Genomic DNA, 17694 nt, shown 5'->3' with positions numbered 1-17694 from the left:
GAAGTTTAATTGATTATGCAACATCTATTCTGTCAATTTTTCGATACGATAGATAAGCTACAGCTAGACCAAACAAACAGAAAACTGTAGGTACGACTATAAATTGAAACATAGTTACTGAACTGCTTCCATCAGAAACCGTAGCATTTAGCAGTGTTCCTATGATCACTGAACTCGTAATTGTTGTGGCAGTAGACTTTTTACGCATGCCGAAAGACAAAGGAATAAGACTTAAGCCAGCTGTCATAGCTGAAGCGATTAAGATGGATGGAATAGTAACCAACAATTCTCCCATCGACGCTGGCGTTTCGAAAAAATGAACTGACGGATTTAATAAGATTGTCAATACTTCAATGATTAAGGTGGAAATCACGACACTGAAGAAACAGAAACCAAGAACAATCATTAACTTTGCTTGAATCACTTTTTTGCGTTGTATGGGATAAGTAAATAGCAATTGAATGGTTTTATTCTTATATTCATCAATCACTAACCTAGAAATAATGATGGCTGAAAAAACGACAAAGGTAATACGAATAAAGATATTGGCCAGTGACATAAAGGCTGTAAAATCTAAAAACATAGGTTCATTTTGAGCATTTGACATTAAAGCCATTCCTCCCACCATTCCAAAAATAAAAACCATACAAATCAGAGCCTTTATCCCATATCCTGCTAGGTTATTTTTATTCCATTCTATTTTTATTAGTTTAAACATGTTGTCTGCCTCCTTGAATAATATTTAGGAAGTACTCTTCTAAATTACTTTCTTTTCGGATTTCAGCCATCTTCACTTCCTTCAATAAGGTTCCATGATGGATAATGCCGATCGTATCCGCAATCGATTCAATCTCCGAAACAATATGGCTGGATACTAAAATCGTTACACCGTACTCATTCTTTAGCTTCAGTAACAGCATTCGAATATCTTTAATTCCTACCGGGTCCAGCCCATTAATCGGCTCATCCAAAATCAAAAGGGGCGGCTTGGTCATAATGGCTCTGGCAATTCCCAAACGTTGTTTCATGCCTAATGAAAATTCATGCACTTTTTTATGTTCCACGCCTTTTAAGCCCACGGTTTCTAACACTTCTTGAATTCGATTCTCACCAGCATACCCAACGTATTTACAATGAAGCTTTAAGTTTTCAACAGCGGTTAGGCGCTCATAAAAAACGGGGTATTCAATGATACTGCCGATATTTTCTAAATATTGATAAGACGTATGGGATACAAGTTGATTGCTGATCCGGATCTCACCTGATGTGGGCTTCACCAAATTCAGAATCATCTTCATGATTGTGGTCTTCCCTGCACCATTCGGTCCTAAGAACCCGTAAATCTCCCCTTTTTCAATATGCATGGTGACATTCGACACGATTTCGGTACCTTTATAGGCTTTGGATAATTGATTGATTTGGATCATTGTTTCCATGACTGTTCGCTCCTTATTTCCGCTCTAGTTTTGGCAATTGCAGACCACTTAACCTATTAAGTGTGGCCTTGCCTCCTGCTGCATTCCTAGCATAAGGCTTTTGAGTTAGATTCCAGATAGCAATATCACCAACAGTCCTTTAACCTTCATAAACGGTACTCTTTTGAGCCAAAAAAAAGAAGCGCCAGCAGCCATGGAAGACATAGCTACTAGCACTTCATATGTAACATGTATACCCTAAATTCTCAGGAACGATCATTAGGAAACTCTTTTCATCTTAATGCTTCCATCTTTTCAATGGTTTCCTTTTGCAGTCTTCTTGACACGGAACAACTTTCATCATGGTCGAACAAGACAAGCTTGTTCTTTTTATCTATGGATCTAATATTGGCTAAATTCACAACAAATGCGCGATGGCAACGGAAGAGGCGTTCATCAGATTCCGCAATTTCATGCAATTCGGCATAAAAATCAAGTACTTTAGATTTCGTAATTAATCTTATTTTATGTGCGATTTCAATGGTCTCGAAATACAGAATATCTGAAAAGGGAATTTGAAAGCTGGTGTATTTATTCTCAAAAGAAAAAAGATCGGGACTTACCGGAATGGTTCTGCGCTCATCGGCAATTAATAGACACGCTTCAACTTTTTGAATAAATTCTTCTTCTGGTAAATCCTTTTCAATAAAATCTAAAGCAGCCACCCGATAGGCAAAGGTTTTGGGTGCTAACTCGGAATGTGTGGTGACAAAAACAATCGTGCCATAGGGATCTTTTTTTCTGATCTCCTTCGCCACAGCGAGCCCCGTATGCTTCTCGTTTTTGATCTCCAAGTCCAGAAAGTACAATTGATGATTGGCCACTTGTTCAATTTGCGATAATAAATGGTCAGGTTTGGCGGTCGAAATTAGATTTCGGTAACGAATCTGATGCTTTAACGACAATGTTTTAATGATTCGTTCTAAACGTTGCTGCTGGATCAAATGATCCTCTAATATAAAAATATTCATTCCCGTTCTCCAGTCTTTCTTAAGATTAGCGTTTGTGAGAATAGATGAGAGTGGGCTTCTGTTTCTAGTGAAGCATATTTATTTTCTTTTAAGATTTGCTGTACATTATATAAACCAAGGCCACGTCCCTTACCTTTGGAGGAGTATCCGCGTTCTTCCAGCCTCCGTAAATTGACTTTCTCTTCGTTACTGTTTTCTATTATAATTCGTTGAACCATAGCATCTTCCAATAACACAATCCAAAGCTTGGGTTCTTCCGTCTTCGCCGCTGCTTCAATCGCATTATCTAATAAAATAGAAAGAATCCGGGTAAAAGAAATCAATTCCATCTGAATCGCATGAATCGGTTCTTCGATTTCTAACGTAACATCTATTTTCATTTGTTGAGCCATAATGATTTTGGCTGCCAAGATACTTTTAACCTCTGAGACATGAAGGTTCCTTAGTTTCACAAAGCTGTATTCATTCTTCCGCATCAATTGCCCCGTCGGCTTAACCGTGTTTTCATAGACGTGTTTGACTTGATCCCAATCTTCCCTATAGATCCCATCCTCCAGCGTCAATAGGATATTCGCATAGTCATGACGAAAACCCCTGAATTCATCATAGATTTTTTCGAGCTGTGCTGCGTAATCCTTTAATTGCTCCAATTGCTCACTTTTGGCCTTTTCAATTTCCCTTTTTCGAATATGATTGTATTGAAACTGCATATATAACAAAGCAATAATAAATAGCAACCACATGCCTAAAAGTATTGTTCTATGGAAGGAACTATAATCCCCCGTTCGATTGCCAATAGATAGAATCGGATAGACCGAAACTATAATGATTATGAATAGAACAATCACCGGAAAAAGAATGACTTTACTGGATTCCTGTATGAGATCCTTGTTGAGCTGCGGAAAATAGTGACGTACACCTCTAAGCCCGATTTCATTGATGATAGGCGGTGCCATAGCCGTAAAAAGATACGGAAGATATTCAATATTGGCTGATGATTGTCTAAAGATGAATTCAACGAACCATGTCATCGGATCTGCTGCGAGATAACCTAAAAATGAATTCATGACCAAAGCATAGGCACCGTAAAACACACCTAAAGCGGTCAAAGTCTTATGATTTTTATAGTAGGATATGCCAATAAAACAACCAAATAGCGTAACGGCCCCCCATACGCCGATAAAATAAGTGGAAACCCATCCAATCATTAGAAATACCACTAACCAAATTGTTATTTCTCTGATTGTAAATGGATAACGTGAAATGGATTGAAAAATACAAAAGAAGCTAAATATTTGAATAACCATAATGATATGAAACATTCTTTACACCACCAGCCATTAATCCAGTTAAAGTAGATATTTATTGAGCCTTTCTTATAAATCTATCACTATGCATATAACCATTTATATCATATAGTCTCAAATGACTTATCACTAGTTATTCGGGCAAAACAGTCTTTATAATGTAGACATCGTTTACTCCCTATATGTTTTATTGATGGCTTACTTATACCAGCTAATTTTTTAAACTTTAATAGTGTTATTAATTAGCTATTCTTCACGCAAAGGGAATTACCCTTTGCCACTAATTTTCCCGTTGGCTTAATAACACTCCTCAGTCTAACATTAAACTTTTTTTAACAACAGTGGTACGAAAACTAAAAAAAAGTTAAACACAGAAGCTCCCCCGGCTCAAGTACGGGGGAAGCTTCTTTAATAATTGATTCACGCGAACATCCCACCAATGACAGGTTGAATAGCCGATAGATAAGAAAATAGGCTTATTTCGACAGAACCACAATTAGCTCAACCGCAGGGGATGCCTCATTTTGATATAGCCCCTTACTAACAGTTATTTATTTATCTAGTATTGTCCAGCTTTTACATTTATGTCGATAGAGTGTCCATCCCTAGTAGTTACATAGACTTTCCAATCCCCAGACATACCACTGCCATCAGTCATTGTAAATGTTCTTGATACGCCTTTACTAGCGCTAACATCAACATATTCAAAGTCTTGGTTATCCTTAAGTACTTTGAATATTACGGTTCCAGACTTATTGTTATTTTTAACATATACATTTAAGGTTTTACCATTACCTGGAGAACATCCGAATGAATTCTCAAATGCAGTAGTTCCCAATTGTTGACTGTTTATGAATGAACCATTGTTAGAGGAAATAGTCTTATCATCTTTTATTTCTTGGGCATCAACTTGCGAGTCTGTTGGAAGTATAGATGTTCCTAAACCTTCTATTTCTTGCACACTAGCAACTTTCGACCCATCGTTATTGGAACAAGACACTAAGGACAAAGATAATATCAATACCATAGCCAAATAAATCCCCTTAAATCTTCTATTCAAAATAAACAACTCCTTAAATTGTTATCGACCATCCTAAATACCAGCTTCATGGGACCTATTGTTAGTTTAATATGAAAATCAACAGGAAAATTATAACATAGATATTGATATGAAAGAATTCAAACCCGATGCCATCGTTGTATAGTAGATTTGACATTAGTCCACGTCGCATCACCAATTCTTTCCCCATAAACACACCACAAGCCTTGTGGACACAATAGATAGAGCGCTTGCTGGATCCGTGTCCTTTCCAACTACGTTCTATAAGCTATGAACCATCTTCCATCGTAATTTCCAACAATCTTCCAACACATACATTAGCGGCTTGTCGTGTAACTCCCATCAAGTCGGCTCGGAGCGAAATCCAACGGAAATAAAGCTTATTGCTATTACTACAAATGGGCAAGTGTTGCAATTATATCGACTTTGCAAGCCTTATAAGCTGTTATACTTTGACCAAAAAACAAGCCATCCCCTTCGCTTTATCTACGGGGATGGCTTGTTTTCTTATGATTCATTCTCTTGCGCTTTATTGCGCTAGCTGTGCTGTCGCCGATGGTCTCAAAGCGCCGCGATCCGCTGCCGGATGCGCGGAAACAGCCCAAAGGCATTCTGGTAGAACACCTTCTCATGATGCTGCTCCGGCACGAGACGGCGGACGAATTCCGCATACAGGTCGATCGGCGCGAGCGGCCAGTCGGTTCCGAACAACATTTTCTCGTAATGATCACTGTACACCAGCGCCCGGCGAAAATGGTCCATGAACAGCGGTTCGTTCATGAACCGTTCAAAATGGGGCCGATCACCGACGACAAGGCCGGACAAATCAGCGTAGACGTTAGGGTTCTTGGCCACCACTTCGGCGGCGTCCATCACCCAGGGATCGCCCAGATGGCAGATCATGAAGTTCACGCCGCGCTGCTGGTAAGCCAATTCATCTACGGTAAGCGGATGCGAATACTTAAGCAATCCGTTCATCGAGTAAGTATCGCCGGTATGAATCACCACGGGCATGCCGTACTTGGCAGCCAACTCATATATCGGTGTGTAGATTTTGTCATGGACGTAATGATGATAGTACCCGGCATACAGCTTGATTCCCGCCACCTCGGGAGCTTGCAGCCGCGCTTCGATCCGGTCCAGCTCCTCCAGAGCATGTTTGCCGGTGAGCATGTTCGGATTGATGCCGACGCATTCCATTAAGAACGGCGGAACGCTGTCTTCCAAGTCAAGGCCCATCGGATTGGGTGAACTGGAATCGGGAAAAGCTCCCTTCGTCTGCTCCGTGACGCCCATTCCAATGCCGAGAATGACGTCGTTCTTGTCAAACTCCGCCTTGAGGCCGGCGGCGGTGTAATCGACTTTGGAATGATCAATCGCTGTTTGATGAAAGCTGTCGATGTCCGACAGATGAATATGAATGTCAATGATCGGCATATAAGGTCTCCTTTTTGTCGGTAGGGCTGGCAAAGGTAAGCTTCAGAAGGTCACGAACATCCTCCGGATTCAGAGCCATTCGACCCAAGATCAGAAAGGTCTGCTGTGTCCAGACGGTTTCCCCATTCAGAAGTGAAAGATGGTGATGCACATCTTGACTGAACACTTTGTTGTTCACATACGCCGAAGCGCTCTGATTGTGACAACTATTCACTACATGCAGCATGTTCTGACGAGAAACCGCACCGATTCGCAAGAGTCCCTTGGAATGAAGATGGGCTTCCAGCTTTCCGAGAAGGAATTTTCCTTCTCCGGGGATTTCCATCCATCCTTCGGAGAAGACAGGTGAAGGCTTGAAGAAATTATCGTCAGTGAGTGAATAATGCGGCAGAACCATGCCACTTTCGTTGGTCACCGAATGCAGCACACAGAGAACAGGGACACCGGGCAGCATAAGGTAATGCTGGTGTATCGTGATCCCCCGATTCGCTTCCTGCTTTTCGATGACAGTCGTCATTCGGAGTCCCTTCCAGATGTTGCCGTGCATATCACTCCGCTCCGCCCAAGTCGCACTTCTCTGCTCCTGCTGTCGGCTAAAGCCACTCATGCCGGAGATGTCCACACCGAGTCCTCCATACCAGGGATTCCACCAGGAACGCGGGACCGCTTCCGGATAGGAGCTGTCTAGCCATTCTTCGCCTTGGTGCTTCAGGGAATGCACGACGCTGCCGAAGCCGGGGGCAGCCGCTATCGAGAGAACTCCGTTGCTCACCGTGTACACGGGACCTGCCGCACCTTCCTCTATCTCACAAATGACACTTGCTTCTGTACGAGGGAACCAAAGAGCCGACCGCTCCTGAACCCGATCCTCACCGCGATAGACGGCCCGGATCTTCCAACCGGATTCGCCGTTATCCGGGTCTTTCTTTTCCTCAGGAGAGAACTCAACGTGCGCGGAGTGCAGGTCCTGCTCTCGGCGCAACTCGATGTCGGCGGCCTTCCGCTCCGGTTCCCCACCATTTTGCACATACAGTTCGAGGCTCCCGGCGAGCGGAACCATCTTTCGTTCGATTAGCTCCGCATTCAGCGACCCCGCCACGAACGGATTGCCGCCGCCAAGCGCCAGTTCGAGATGATTGTCCAGCACCGGTACAACCGGGTTCCGCAGTTTCCGGGCGAAGGAGCGGAAATCCCACCACTTGGCGAAGGTGTTCAGAGCAAACACGGTCGGCTTCGTCCGCACGACGGCTCCGGCGGAAATTCGGCCAAGATCATGCTCCAGCCCAAGCGGGTATTCCGGGCGAAGCAGCTTCAAGGAAGGATCCCAGCAGATACCGCAAGCGACGTTTTCTTCCTTGCAGAACAGCCAGTTCTCCGTGATTTGGGCGCTGTCCCAATGATCCGGATCGCCAGAGTAAGCGTCGCCCATATCCACATAATGGCCCTGGTACGGCAGGATGAGCCGGTTACCGAAGAAACCGAAATTCGTCAGCAGATACACATTCTCTTCCAGCCCTTTGCTACTGGTGTTACAGATTTCGTGATGAAATTCGACGATGCCGCTTGCGAACAGCTTAGCCACCGACTTCATCTGCAGGCCGGGAAAGTCCTCCGATTCGTAGAGGGCTTCGAGAACCTGGCTCTCCCCTTCCGGGTAGATCGTCACTTCTTTGGCCTGCTTCTTGGAGAATTCTTCCGCAAACGGCTTACCCAGCTTCGGATAGTTCCACCAGAAACTGTGGTGGGAGCCAGGATAATCGATCCACATGTTATTATCGAGCTTGCCCAGATGGAGGGAGAATGCGCCGTTCACGGCGACCCACTGTTCCCCGTCTTCCCCTCCGTAACGACCTTGAGTTCCCTTCATCAGAAAAGACAACTTGCTTGTGAAGGAAATTGCCTTCTTCTCGGCTGGAACAGCCGTCACCTCAACCTCACGCGAGTAAAGTCCGTAGGACCGCAAGGTGAAGGGTACCGGGACAGATGCTTTGCCCTTAGCCGGAACTGTGAAGCGTACTGCACGCTCGGCCCATTCCACGCATTCATCCTCCGGCCATTCAAAAGCGAACTCCGCTTCCGAGGCAAAATTGTTCTCCACGTTCAGATACAGCTCAGCCGGAATGCCCGGATAAAGTGCCTTGGCTGGCAGCGCCATCTTCATCTTGACCGGGAATTTCGGAGCGATGCCCATGCGGAATTCGGCCCGCTTGCCACCAATAACCCATTGGCTCATGACAACGGGATGGGTCTTCTTGTCATTCTGCTCCTCCCGGACCGGGTCAAGCTCGAATTCCCCCTCCACAATGACTGTTTCTCCCGGAGCGATCTTTTGTGCAGCAGCCAGAGCAAAACGGATACTCTTGTCGTCCTGGCCCTTGATCTCAATCGCCAGTTCGGAAGCCGAGCAGTTCTTGATGCGATAGCGAACTTTGTAGGCGGAACCGAACACAAGATCATGATCGTCGATCTCGGTGGAGATTGCATAGTCTGGCGTGTCGAGAGCGGTTAGCCCACGACCGGTCTTTTCGAATTCTGCTCGCACGGAGAGATCTCCCTTACCCCAGGTGTAATCAAAGAAATCGAAGCCGCGCTCCCGGCGACCATCCGGCTCAATGACGAGCTCGCGGGTGCTGTCTGCGTACCAATCCAGCTCCTCGAAATAAGGGGCGAGCGCTTCGGTTTGCAAGATGGTCGGAATGAAGTTCATCAGGTGGACGGAATCATCATTTTTTTCCCAGAAGAACCCGCATTTCTTGTACATCGGCACAGCTTTGGTGTTGCCCGCCCATGTGAACAGATCGAGCCGCGGCCAACCCGCTTCGACTGTTTTGCGAACCGCGTTCAAAATCAGATTGCGGCCGACCTTGTAGCCGTGATAATCGGGTCGCACATTCAACAGCGGTACATACAAGGCCCCTTCGTCTTGGCGGTAGTGCGCGAAACTACAAAAGCCGACAACCTCCTTGCCATCGACGGCGAGAAACGCATAGAGATTGGACGAAATTTCCATCTCCCGGCGCACAGTGTCCTCCGTTCTCTGGTTCGTGCCGCCTCCCCAACTTTCGTTGCTGCGGTTCCACATATCAGCGAGCGCCCCAGCGTAGGAAGGGTCGTACTCGATAATGAGGATTTGTTCCGCTGTAGTATTTGTTGTCATGCTCTCATCTCCTTATCATCATCTAAAAATATGTATTCGTAATGTTTCTGGATGGCCGAGGGGCGAAAGACCAGTGATATCACAGTACCCTCTTAATTTAAATATAGCTACACCAAATTACTTTATCTGCATTAGCTCCAAAATTTGATATCTCATTAAAATTCATTAACATATTTATTTTATCGCCACCAATATGTTCGTCATTATCGGCATTATAAAATTGAACAATTTCTACCTTATACAACCCATTCTTCAATTCAATCCTAATTCCCAATCTTCATCTACAAATGTGTTATATTTATCTGCATTGACTAGCGCAATAAAATTAGTGTCACTATGATTAAGACAAAACTTCATTTTTAAACCTCCTCAAAAAAAATAAATTCCTATTTCATGCCATAGGTTATATTCTTTTTTCATGTTTTTCAGATAGACCCCTATGAGCTATAGTCTTATCATACTATAAAATGGAAGTATTTAAGTAACTACTAATCAATTAAAAATAAAAAATCCTACCTAGGGGAGGCAGCCAGTAGAAGCAAAATTGTATAGATTCTAATAAATGATATTTTCACATGCTGCTACACAAATAGACCTCTGCTAAAAGGTGCAGAGATCCTTTCCGGATCTTGTATGGGGAGAAACCTTCAATGTACTGGGTATCCGACTCATACACTCTATGTGTATCCCACTAGCGTGAATCACCTTTTCTAACAGGCACGCCTCAATCCCTGAGTTAGCTTACAAACTTCAATCTATAAATTAACGTTCATTCGCTCTCATTAATGCCCGATCCTTTTCTTTTAATCGTGGACATGCGTAGCAGTAGCCAAATTCGCTATCCAAGCAATAAGCCAAGCAACAAGCAGTTTTCATTAGCATTTTTTGGTCAGGGATATTGGGGTGTTGAATGAAGTTTGGTTTAATATCAAACGGGTTTTTCCGGAGTGCGAACGCACTAGCATCGACATCGTGTGTGAGCAATTTGAAATAATAAATGATCCTGGTTCTACTTTTTTCATCAGATGCTTCGATCAACTCTTCTTCCATTTGAGCATATAACGCATTAACGATCTGTCCCCATAATGGAATAACGTTTATTTGGGCCAGTTGGGACAAAATTTGGATTACAGGCGTTACCTGTTCCCTGTAAAAGGAATCAAGCGATTTCTTGTACCCATCATCACGGTCCATTATCGGAACTTGGCTAAATCGCGCTTCGTTGATTTTAAATGAAAAAAGCGGATAGTGGTCACCTGCATATAATTGTACGGATAAATTAGATAATGACAAATCCAAAAGCAACTCGTCGCCCCGATACAGCATGTACTGCATCGCACCGCATACCCCAGCATACCAGCTAATAAAAAAAGCTGCCGCTGTAGAACGTTCTCTAGCTTTAATGAGCGTGCCGTATGTGTCGATTAAGTGCTTCATATTTTCAACTTTTAATAGATCCAATGCAGGGATGGTAAGCACGATGTTTTCGAGCTTATTCAAAGTAAGGAAAAATTTCTCTTCCAATTGTTGAAAATCAACTGTGCCCACTGCATACCCTCCCATTATTATTGTCTATTTTTCAAAAGCATGAACAATGTCGTCAATAGCATTAAGGTCTGCCAGTGGAGACATGCCAAGACTAAACCATTCCTTTCCTCCCATGATGTGAACCTGATTTTTCTTCACGGCTGTCATGTTTTTCCACAAAGAGCTATTCATCATTTCCTCAGATCTATTCCGAACTTCTTCGCTGGACTCATCATCTAACTGCAAAATAATATGGTCAGGATTATATTCCGGTATTTTTTCCAATGAAATTGAACGGCTTAACTCACCTTGTGGATAATCTTTAATCGGCTTTAGACCTAGCTTCTTATGGATGAAGTTTCCCCGATCACTATTTTCTCCGTAAATAACGATCTCCTTCGCCATAATCATCATGTACATGACTGACTCGTCACCAACTAAAGATTGGAGTTTCTCCTTGGCTTCAGCTTCTTTCGTTTGCAAATCTTGAATGACCTTTTTAGCCTGTTCAACTTTGCCTAGAACCTCGCCAATATCCCGTAACTCATCACGCCAATCATCCCGCTGCGGCAAAAGCACAGTTGGTGCGATTTTGGAAAGCTGAGCATAATCTTTATCGGACCACCACGTAGGGGCAATAATTAAATCCGGCTCAGAAGCCAGAATTTCTTCAAAATTAGGTACTTGGGCAACTCCCATCTTCAGTGTATCTTTAAACGGTTCCTTTAAATAGGATGGGAAATCCGGATGATAGTTTTGCACCGCAATAGGTGTAACGCCAAGTGCATATAACAACTCCGGGTAGACAACCGAAAGTCCAATGACCCTCTTCGGCTCTGTTGGAGTACTAATGTCTCCCTTTAAAGTTGTAATAACACGCTGTTCAGCAGTTGCTCCTTCACTCGTTTTTCCAGAGTTCCCAGCTGTATTTCCGGCATTATCGGTTCCACAAGCAGTACTTAACATGACTAACAATACGATAATTAACCCTGTGATCAAACTTCGTTGCTGCTTCATTCTTTGATGATCCTCCCGATAATTTGATTTATTTATGACAACCTCTAATTAAAATTGATTATCATTATCATATATTAGGAGTATAGATGAATTTTTAATTTGGAAATATTGACGATAGCGACATTTTTTTATGCACGATCCCGCCAAATCTTTAACACTTCATCCAGCATAAGCTCATGGGTGAAAGCCGTATATTCTACCCAAGGATATGAGGGGAGGAAGTCCACCCGGCTGTTCCTGACGGCTTTCAGATCACTCCATAGCTTAGAGTTCATGAGTGTTCGCCAGCTTAATTGTGATAGAATGCCCTCATCTACGATGAGCAATAAACGATCCGGATCAAAATCCGCTAGCTGATCCGGCGTTACCTGCTGATCCGGCCTCAAAAGATCGACGCCTCGCACGGGCACAACATGCAGATCATCGTAAAACACCGTGCCCAGACTTCTATTACCCAAAACATTGTAACGATCACCGGTGATTCTCAGAATGAGGAGACTGTCATCCTTGAATACGTGTTTCACCTGCTCTCTTACAAAAAGGGCTTTTCGATCATATTTTCCAAGCCAAGTCTCCGCTTCTACTGTCTTGTCCAGAAATTGCCCAATTAAGCGCAAATGCATACGCCAATCGTTCTTCACCCAGGGCACAAAAAATGTAGGTGCGATTTCCCTCAGCATGTCCTGTTCCTCGGGAGGTACCAGATTGTCGATACCAATAATGAAATCGGGTTCAGCAAGTCGAATTTCTTCTCTCTTTATCCATTGATTTGAACTTAGCGGCAGCACGGAATCCATTTGATACTTTCGCTTGTAATAATCAGTCCATGGGTGATCGGCTGGTGCGGCGCAAGGATTAATTTGAAGCGCAATAAGTTGTCCAATGTTGGAGAAATCGTAAGCGACTATTTTTTTCCTGCTGTTCTTCATAAATGCCGCTGGAGGCACACCCGATACCTGTTTAAATTTGCGCCGAAAATAAATATCATCATGGTAACCTACATGTCGTGCAATATCCCGAAGACGATTTTGCCCACCCGACCTCATCAGCTGTTGTGCCTGCTCAATTCGGAAAACTGCCAAATAATCGATCGCGCTGCAGCCATACCTTTTTTTAAATAATCGCATAAAATGACGGGTACTGATTCCCGCCACCTTGGCCAAATGATCGATCGTCAGCTCTTGTTGAAAATGCTGCTCGATATAGCCTTTAACGTATTCTAGGGCCGTTTCCGAATCATTCTCTTGTACAAGATGGGCATCTTGCAGGATGGTATGCAGCAGTTCTTGAAAGAGAATTTGACCGCGAAACCGTTTTAAACGATCCTCGTCCTGCAAGTATTGGCAAATGGTGTCGCACAAAGCATTAACAGAAACCGGAGACGTAACGATAACTTCCCCTTTTGCCGGAAACGGGCTGTTCCTCTTAATAATCTGCATCGAATGGACTGAAGATCCCTCATCATCCATAACATCGAATCGCATATGGTAAAATCCCCGTTCATCAAAGGTGTGCACGGCTGCTTCGACGAGTTGACCGGGCGTACACACGTAAACGCTGCCTTGTCGAAGTTCGGTGAATTGCCCATCAATCGTTAGCCAGCCTTGACCGCTTGCCGCAACAAGAATCATGTGGGATTCGATAAACTGAAGCCTTAATTCCCAATCATTTGCTTGGTTCTTGATATGCTCAATTTCTCGAAGCTTGAAGCACATACCTTCGAGTGATGCATATTCTTTATGTTTAAAGTTCTTTTCTATATCAACCAAGCAATCTCACCGCCCTCGTACTAGCTAAAAACATTTTAGCTCACAATTTTTCTCATCGCAATTTCCATGTGAATGTGATGGTTGCTGAACTCATTCTTGCGAACAAAAAGACTCCCGCCAATACATACAGCAGAAGCCACCATTATAAAGTGATTCACACGACATCCTATCAATGTAGGTACCCTGCTCAAAGTCCAGCAGCACCTAATCTTTCTCGTGATACTATACAGCATGTCCAAGATAAGAACACGGACTTATTCTCTGCTACTGCCTTCGCAAAGGTCTCCTCTCCCCATGGATACCAATCTACTAGGTTATGTTGAGCATTATGTAAAGTAAAAGAAAAGGATAGATAAAGCAGATAAACCTGCCTTATCTATCCCTTTTTAAATTACATATAACCTCATTTACTACAACAACATTTAAGCTTTACCACAATAAAATCGTCCTATATTATTCAATTAAAGCACCCGGTTAGTTTGAAAAAGAATTTCTTTAATTTATGTTTTCTTTAATCAATCCGTCTAGCCGCCCAAAGTCATCTGCTTCAGCCTGTTCAAGAATAGTCAGTAAAAAAGACTCCGCCAAGCTTTCTTTCATAATAACATTTCTGGCTTCATCAAAAGTAAACCACTCAGCATGCTCAACTTCCTGATTAATTTGCATAAGTGTCTCATCATATACCACAGAGACGTAATTTAACATCAGCGTATTGGAACGTTCGAAATACAGGCTTCGCATGTACTTGTATTCATCCACATGCAGTCCTACCTCTTCCTTCACCTCACGGATCAGCGTCTCTTCCGCTGATTCCCCGCGATTAACGTAACCAGCCAACAAGATGTAATCCTTCATATTATATTGCCTTATCAACAGTACCTTATTCCGTTCTTTGTTCAGCACTGCTGTACTAATCGCCGTACTAAAGATAGGAAAGCGAAACACCTGACATGAATCACAATACGGGATCAGGCCCTCTCCTTCACATTCCTTGGAATGTAATTCCGTTCCACAAGCATAACAATACTTCATCACTCGTCCACCTGCATTCTCTGAAATGAATAGTCTATTTCATTATACTATTGTTATATCAGAAGCTTAATAGACCTTTGTGTCCAAATTATTGATAACTAAAGAAGCGAATTCCTCCAACACATATCCATTGCAAAAATCGCACAAAAATTGATCATTTAGCAGTCGCAGCCAGTTTCGTGATCTTGTCGGCAATATCTTCCGCTTGTAAAAGAGATGAGAATGAATCTGCCGCAAAATATTTCTTCATTTCAATCTCAATCACATGGTGATTTTTAACAGCATCCAAGGATGTCCATGTTACTGGCAGCTTGGGTGGCTCTTTACCATCAACTTTAAGCACAATGACGTAATCGCCTACATAATCGTTTACAGTCTCCCAAGATACTTCAACACGGCCCGCCTTTTTGTCAATGATTTCACTTTTTACTTTTGGGGTAGGGTTCAGACCCAGAATATCGTAAGCCGCTCTACCTCCTCGTTCACCTGAATTGCCAATCACCATCAAAAATTTATCTACAGTAACATAATCCACAATAGAGATAGTTGCATCTTTTGGAATTGCATTTTTGATTTTATTGCGGGCAGCTTCCGTACGTATTTCAAAATCTTCAATCCATTTTTCAGCTTCTTCTTGTCGACCTAGAATATCGCCCATGGCCGTAATTTCTTCCTGAATTGTTGAGTACTGACTTGTGTCAAACACGACGGTCGGCGCAATTTTGGAGTAATTTTCATAATCATCCTTATTCCAAGTAATAATCACATCCGGAGACAAATCCAATACCTTCTCCAAGGAAATACTCCCTTCTAAACCAATATCTTGAACCGTGTCAGATAAATACGGCTTTAGAAATTCAGCAAAGTTCATTTGTGTACTGGACGCCCCAACCGGAGTTACCCCTACAGCTAAAACAGGTCCTAGATCCCAGTCAACAACAACACGTTTGGGATGTGCTGGAACATTAATTTCCCCTATGACTGTTGATAATTTCCGCATGCTCGTATCATCTTTCGCCTGATTAGAAGACGTATTTTGAGTAGATTCCGCCCCTTGCTTTAAATTTCCACCTGCTGAGCCCTGGTTATTATTTCGACTGGAGTTCCCATTCGTGCAACCTGCAAGTATCAGTGTAAAACATAACATCAGCGTTAACGCTATCTTCGATCTTGTTCCTTTCAACATCTGCCTGTCTCCTTCTGCTTTCAATTGATAATGATTATCATCAATAATATAACAAGAAGAAGCATTCTTGCCCATGGAGGATACGAACCCTTCCCATGGACTATCTGAACCGCCTGGGCTCTCCTTCACTTTCTTTTTGTATTGACCTGGCGTCATCCCGACCTGCTTCTTGAATAGACGTGTAAAATAAAAAACATCACTATAACCTACGCTTGCAGCAATCTCCTGTGCAGTGGCATCCGTCCGAATCATTAATTCCTTCGCTCTAGCCATCCGCGCCTGAATCACATATTCGATAGGGCTTCTCCCCGTACGGCGTTTGAACTGCCTCGATAAATATTGAATGCTGTAATTCCATAGCTCTGCCAATGACTCAAGAGAAATAGACTCATTGAAATGTTCGTGAATGTACTGAATGATCTGTTCTACCATATCGGTTTCCTTTGAAGCAACTCCCTGATGCTGAAGCTGCTGGACAAGTGTATGTACGAACTGATAAAACCGGATTTTCACATGAAAACGTTCCAGAATCTGTCTCTGATTCCATTCCTCATACATTGAATCCACGTGACGATATAAAATGACCGGAGCAAGAGGCCGGCAAGCATACTGAAGCTGAAAAGGGTTGTTCATGTGATAGATCTTCAGGATTTCCTTACTAGCTTTGGCGGACATGCTACCTCTATATAAAATGTAATAGTACGTGACTTCATCTTGTCCAACCTCGATGCTTATACTGCTTCCTTTTCCTGCATGCAGTAGATAAAACCGTTCAAATATATGCATATCACCATCCAGCCAAATGGTGCCTTGTCCTTGCACTACATATATAAAACCACTGGCCGGGAGAAGATATTGCTGCTTCCCCCGGCTACTTATCACAAGTTGGCGAATATCCACCAGCTGAATCGATGCATTGTCCCACATTTGGATATACTCTTCCCAGTTCACTATTTCTTCTCCCCCGTTTGACAACATGCTGAACCTATTATTCAGCAGTAAATCCCTTTGCAATTCACTATGATGATATTCGATAACGATAATCATTGTCAATTATCAGGCGGTATATTCATAGCATCTGATGATTTTGAAAAATCCTAGAAGAGACTCGTAATCAGCAATCTAGCATTGGTGGTCCAGGCTCAAAAACTTAATTAAAATGAAGTTATAAACCACCCTTGCGACAGTTCCCAATCCCCGGCCTGAGGCTTAGGAGATATGGTTCAACATTTATCCATTTCATCATCCATTGACGTTCTACCCTTACAGAGTTCCAAAAACGAATCAGCTACTTGTACACTGCCTTCGTAGTCTAAATATCCTGAATGAGCTACAAGGATTGGATATTCGTTGTTTTTCATATCTTCTCTCATATCAAAAATATAATGATTACCACAACCATCCATACCAAAAGAAACAGCAAACTTCATGTACTCAGGAAATTCATATGCTAGATTATACTCTCTAAACTCTTTTATACTAAAATATTGAAAATATCGATCTCCGGTTTGAAATTCTCCACCATTTGAGTATTGTATGAATTCAATATAACTACAAGGAAGCTGCCTCTGCGGAAAATCCCAGAGAGATGGATCGAATGTTATGTATTGATTATATTGCACCTGTCTGCTCTTCATTTCCTGAATCTCTAGCTCAGACAATTGAACATTCCACGTCTTTAGAAAATCCGTTACTTCGTCATGACCTGCTCCTTGATTTTTTTCGAACGCATCTTCAAAGACATTATCCCACATTA

13 protein-coding genes and 1 pseudogene are annotated in these 17694 nt (G+C 42.8%); all 14 read right to left on the bottom strand.

All coding sequences use genetic code 11. From position 1 onward, the window contains the following. Window positions 1–13: 13 nt before the first annotated feature. Window positions 14–718, bottom strand: a complete 705-nt coding sequence (locus tag UB51_RS06795; RefSeq protein ID WP_044876657.1) for an ABC transporter permease — start codon at window positions 716–718, stop codon at window positions 14–16. 46 nt (window positions 719–764) lie between these two features. Continuing rightward, window positions 765–1436, bottom strand: a pseudogene (locus UB51_RS06790) (ABC transporter ATP-binding protein); the annotation flags it as partial. Between the two features lie 272 nt (window positions 1437–1708). Further along, window positions 1709–2446 (bottom strand): response regulator transcription factor, encoded by a 738-nt coding sequence (locus UB51_RS06785; RefSeq protein WP_044876655.1) that lies wholly within the window; start codon window positions 2444–2446, stop codon window positions 1709–1711. Beyond that, window positions 2443–3768 (bottom strand): sensor histidine kinase, encoded by a 1326-nt coding sequence (locus UB51_RS26265; protein WP_052675783.1) that lies wholly within the window; start codon window positions 3766–3768, stop codon window positions 2443–2445. The genes UB51_RS06785 and UB51_RS26265 overlap by 4 nt, the downstream gene beginning before the upstream one ends. Before the next feature lie 544 nt (window positions 3769–4312). Next, the gene (locus UB51_RS26260) at window positions 4313–4813 is read right to left on the bottom strand and encodes a hypothetical protein (RefSeq protein WP_052675782.1); all 501 of its coding nucleotides are present in this window, start codon (window positions 4811–4813) and stop codon (window positions 4313–4315) included. Window positions 4814–5374: 561 nt separating this feature from the next. Beyond that, entirely contained in the window at window positions 5375–6250 is an 876-nt protein-coding gene (locus UB51_RS06770) for an amidohydrolase family protein (protein ID WP_044876654.1), read from the bottom strand. After that, complete coding sequence (locus tag UB51_RS06765) at window positions 6237–9407, bottom strand: GNAT family N-acetyltransferase (protein ID WP_044876653.1); 3171 nt, start codon at window positions 9405–9407, stop codon at window positions 6237–6239. The genes UB51_RS06770 and UB51_RS06765 overlap by 14 nt, the downstream gene beginning before the upstream one ends. 762 nt (window positions 9408–10169) lie before the next feature. Continuing rightward, the gene (locus UB51_RS06760) at window positions 10170–10955 is read right to left on the bottom strand and encodes a hypothetical protein (protein ID WP_044876652.1); all 786 of its coding nucleotides are present in this window, start codon (window positions 10953–10955) and stop codon (window positions 10170–10172) included. Between the two features lie 24 nt (window positions 10956–10979). Continuing rightward, entirely contained in the window at window positions 10980–11951 is a 972-nt protein-coding gene (locus UB51_RS06755) for an ABC transporter substrate-binding protein (protein WP_044876651.1), read from the bottom strand. A gap of 128 nt (window positions 11952–12079) precedes the next feature. Then, window positions 12080–13720, bottom strand: coding sequence for a helix-turn-helix domain-containing protein (locus tag UB51_RS06750; protein ID WP_052675781.1), 1641 nt, complete (start codon window positions 13718–13720; stop codon window positions 12080–12082). Window positions 13721–13907: 187 nt separating this feature from the next. Continuing rightward, window positions 13908–14081 carry a DUF255 domain-containing protein gene (locus tag UB51_RS26910; protein WP_234405634.1) on the bottom strand — a complete coding sequence of 58 codons (174 nt, stop codon included), beginning with the start codon at window positions 14079–14081 and terminating at the stop codon, window positions 13908–13910. Window positions 14082–14215: 134 nt separating this feature from the next. Beyond that, window positions 14216–14752, bottom strand: coding sequence for an NAD(+) diphosphatase (locus UB51_RS06745; RefSeq protein WP_044876650.1), 537 nt, complete (start codon window positions 14750–14752; stop codon window positions 14216–14218). Between the two features lie 154 nt (window positions 14753–14906). Next, a complete protein-coding gene (locus UB51_RS06740; RefSeq protein ID WP_052675780.1) occupies window positions 14907–16889 on the bottom strand; it encodes an AraC family transcriptional regulator in 1983 nt (660 codons plus the stop codon). A gap of 272 nt (window positions 16890–17161) precedes the next feature. Continuing rightward, window positions 17162–17692 (bottom strand): SMI1/KNR4 family protein, encoded by a 531-nt coding sequence (locus tag UB51_RS06735; protein WP_044876648.1) that lies wholly within the window; start codon window positions 17690–17692, stop codon window positions 17162–17164. Window positions 17693–17694: the final 2 nt, after the last annotated feature.

This window comes from Paenibacillus sp. IHBB 10380, assembly GCF_000949425.1.
Lineage (GTDB): Bacteria > Bacillota > Bacilli > Paenibacillales > Paenibacillaceae > Paenibacillus_AQ.
The sequence above is the reverse complement of the archived record's forward strand: the minus strand, read 5'-3'. Positions and strand labels throughout refer to the sequence as shown.

Bases quoted from the DNA above. Each gene is read 5' to 3' on its own strand.
- UB51_RS06795 (WP_044876657.1), bottom strand. From the start codon at position 718: ATGTTTAAACTAATAAAAATAGAATGGAATAAAAATAACCTAGCAGGA.
- UB51_RS06785 (WP_044876655.1), bottom strand. From the start codon at position 2,446: ATGAATATTTTTATATTAGAGGATCATTTGATCCAGCAGCAACGTTTA.
- UB51_RS26265 (WP_052675783.1), bottom strand. From the start codon at position 3,768: ATGTTTCATATCATTATGGTTATTCAAATATTTAGCTTCTTTTGTATT.
- UB51_RS06770 (WP_044876654.1), bottom strand. From the start codon at position 6,250: ATGCCGATCATTGACATTCATATTCATCTGTCGGACATCGACAGCTTT.
- UB51_RS06765 (WP_044876653.1), bottom strand. From the start codon at position 9,407: ATGACAACAAATACTACAGCGGAACAAATCCTCATTATCGAGTACGAC.
- UB51_RS06755 (WP_044876651.1), bottom strand. From the start codon at position 11,951: ATGAAGCAGCAACGAAGTTTGATCACAGGGTTAATTATCGTATTGTTA.
- UB51_RS06745 (WP_044876650.1), bottom strand. From the start codon at position 14,752: ATGAAGTATTGTTATGCTTGTGGAACGGAATTACATTCCAAGGAATGT.
- UB51_RS06735 (WP_044876648.1), bottom strand. From the start codon at position 17,692: ATGTGGGATAATGTCTTTGAAGATGCGTTCGAAAAAAATCAAGGAGCA.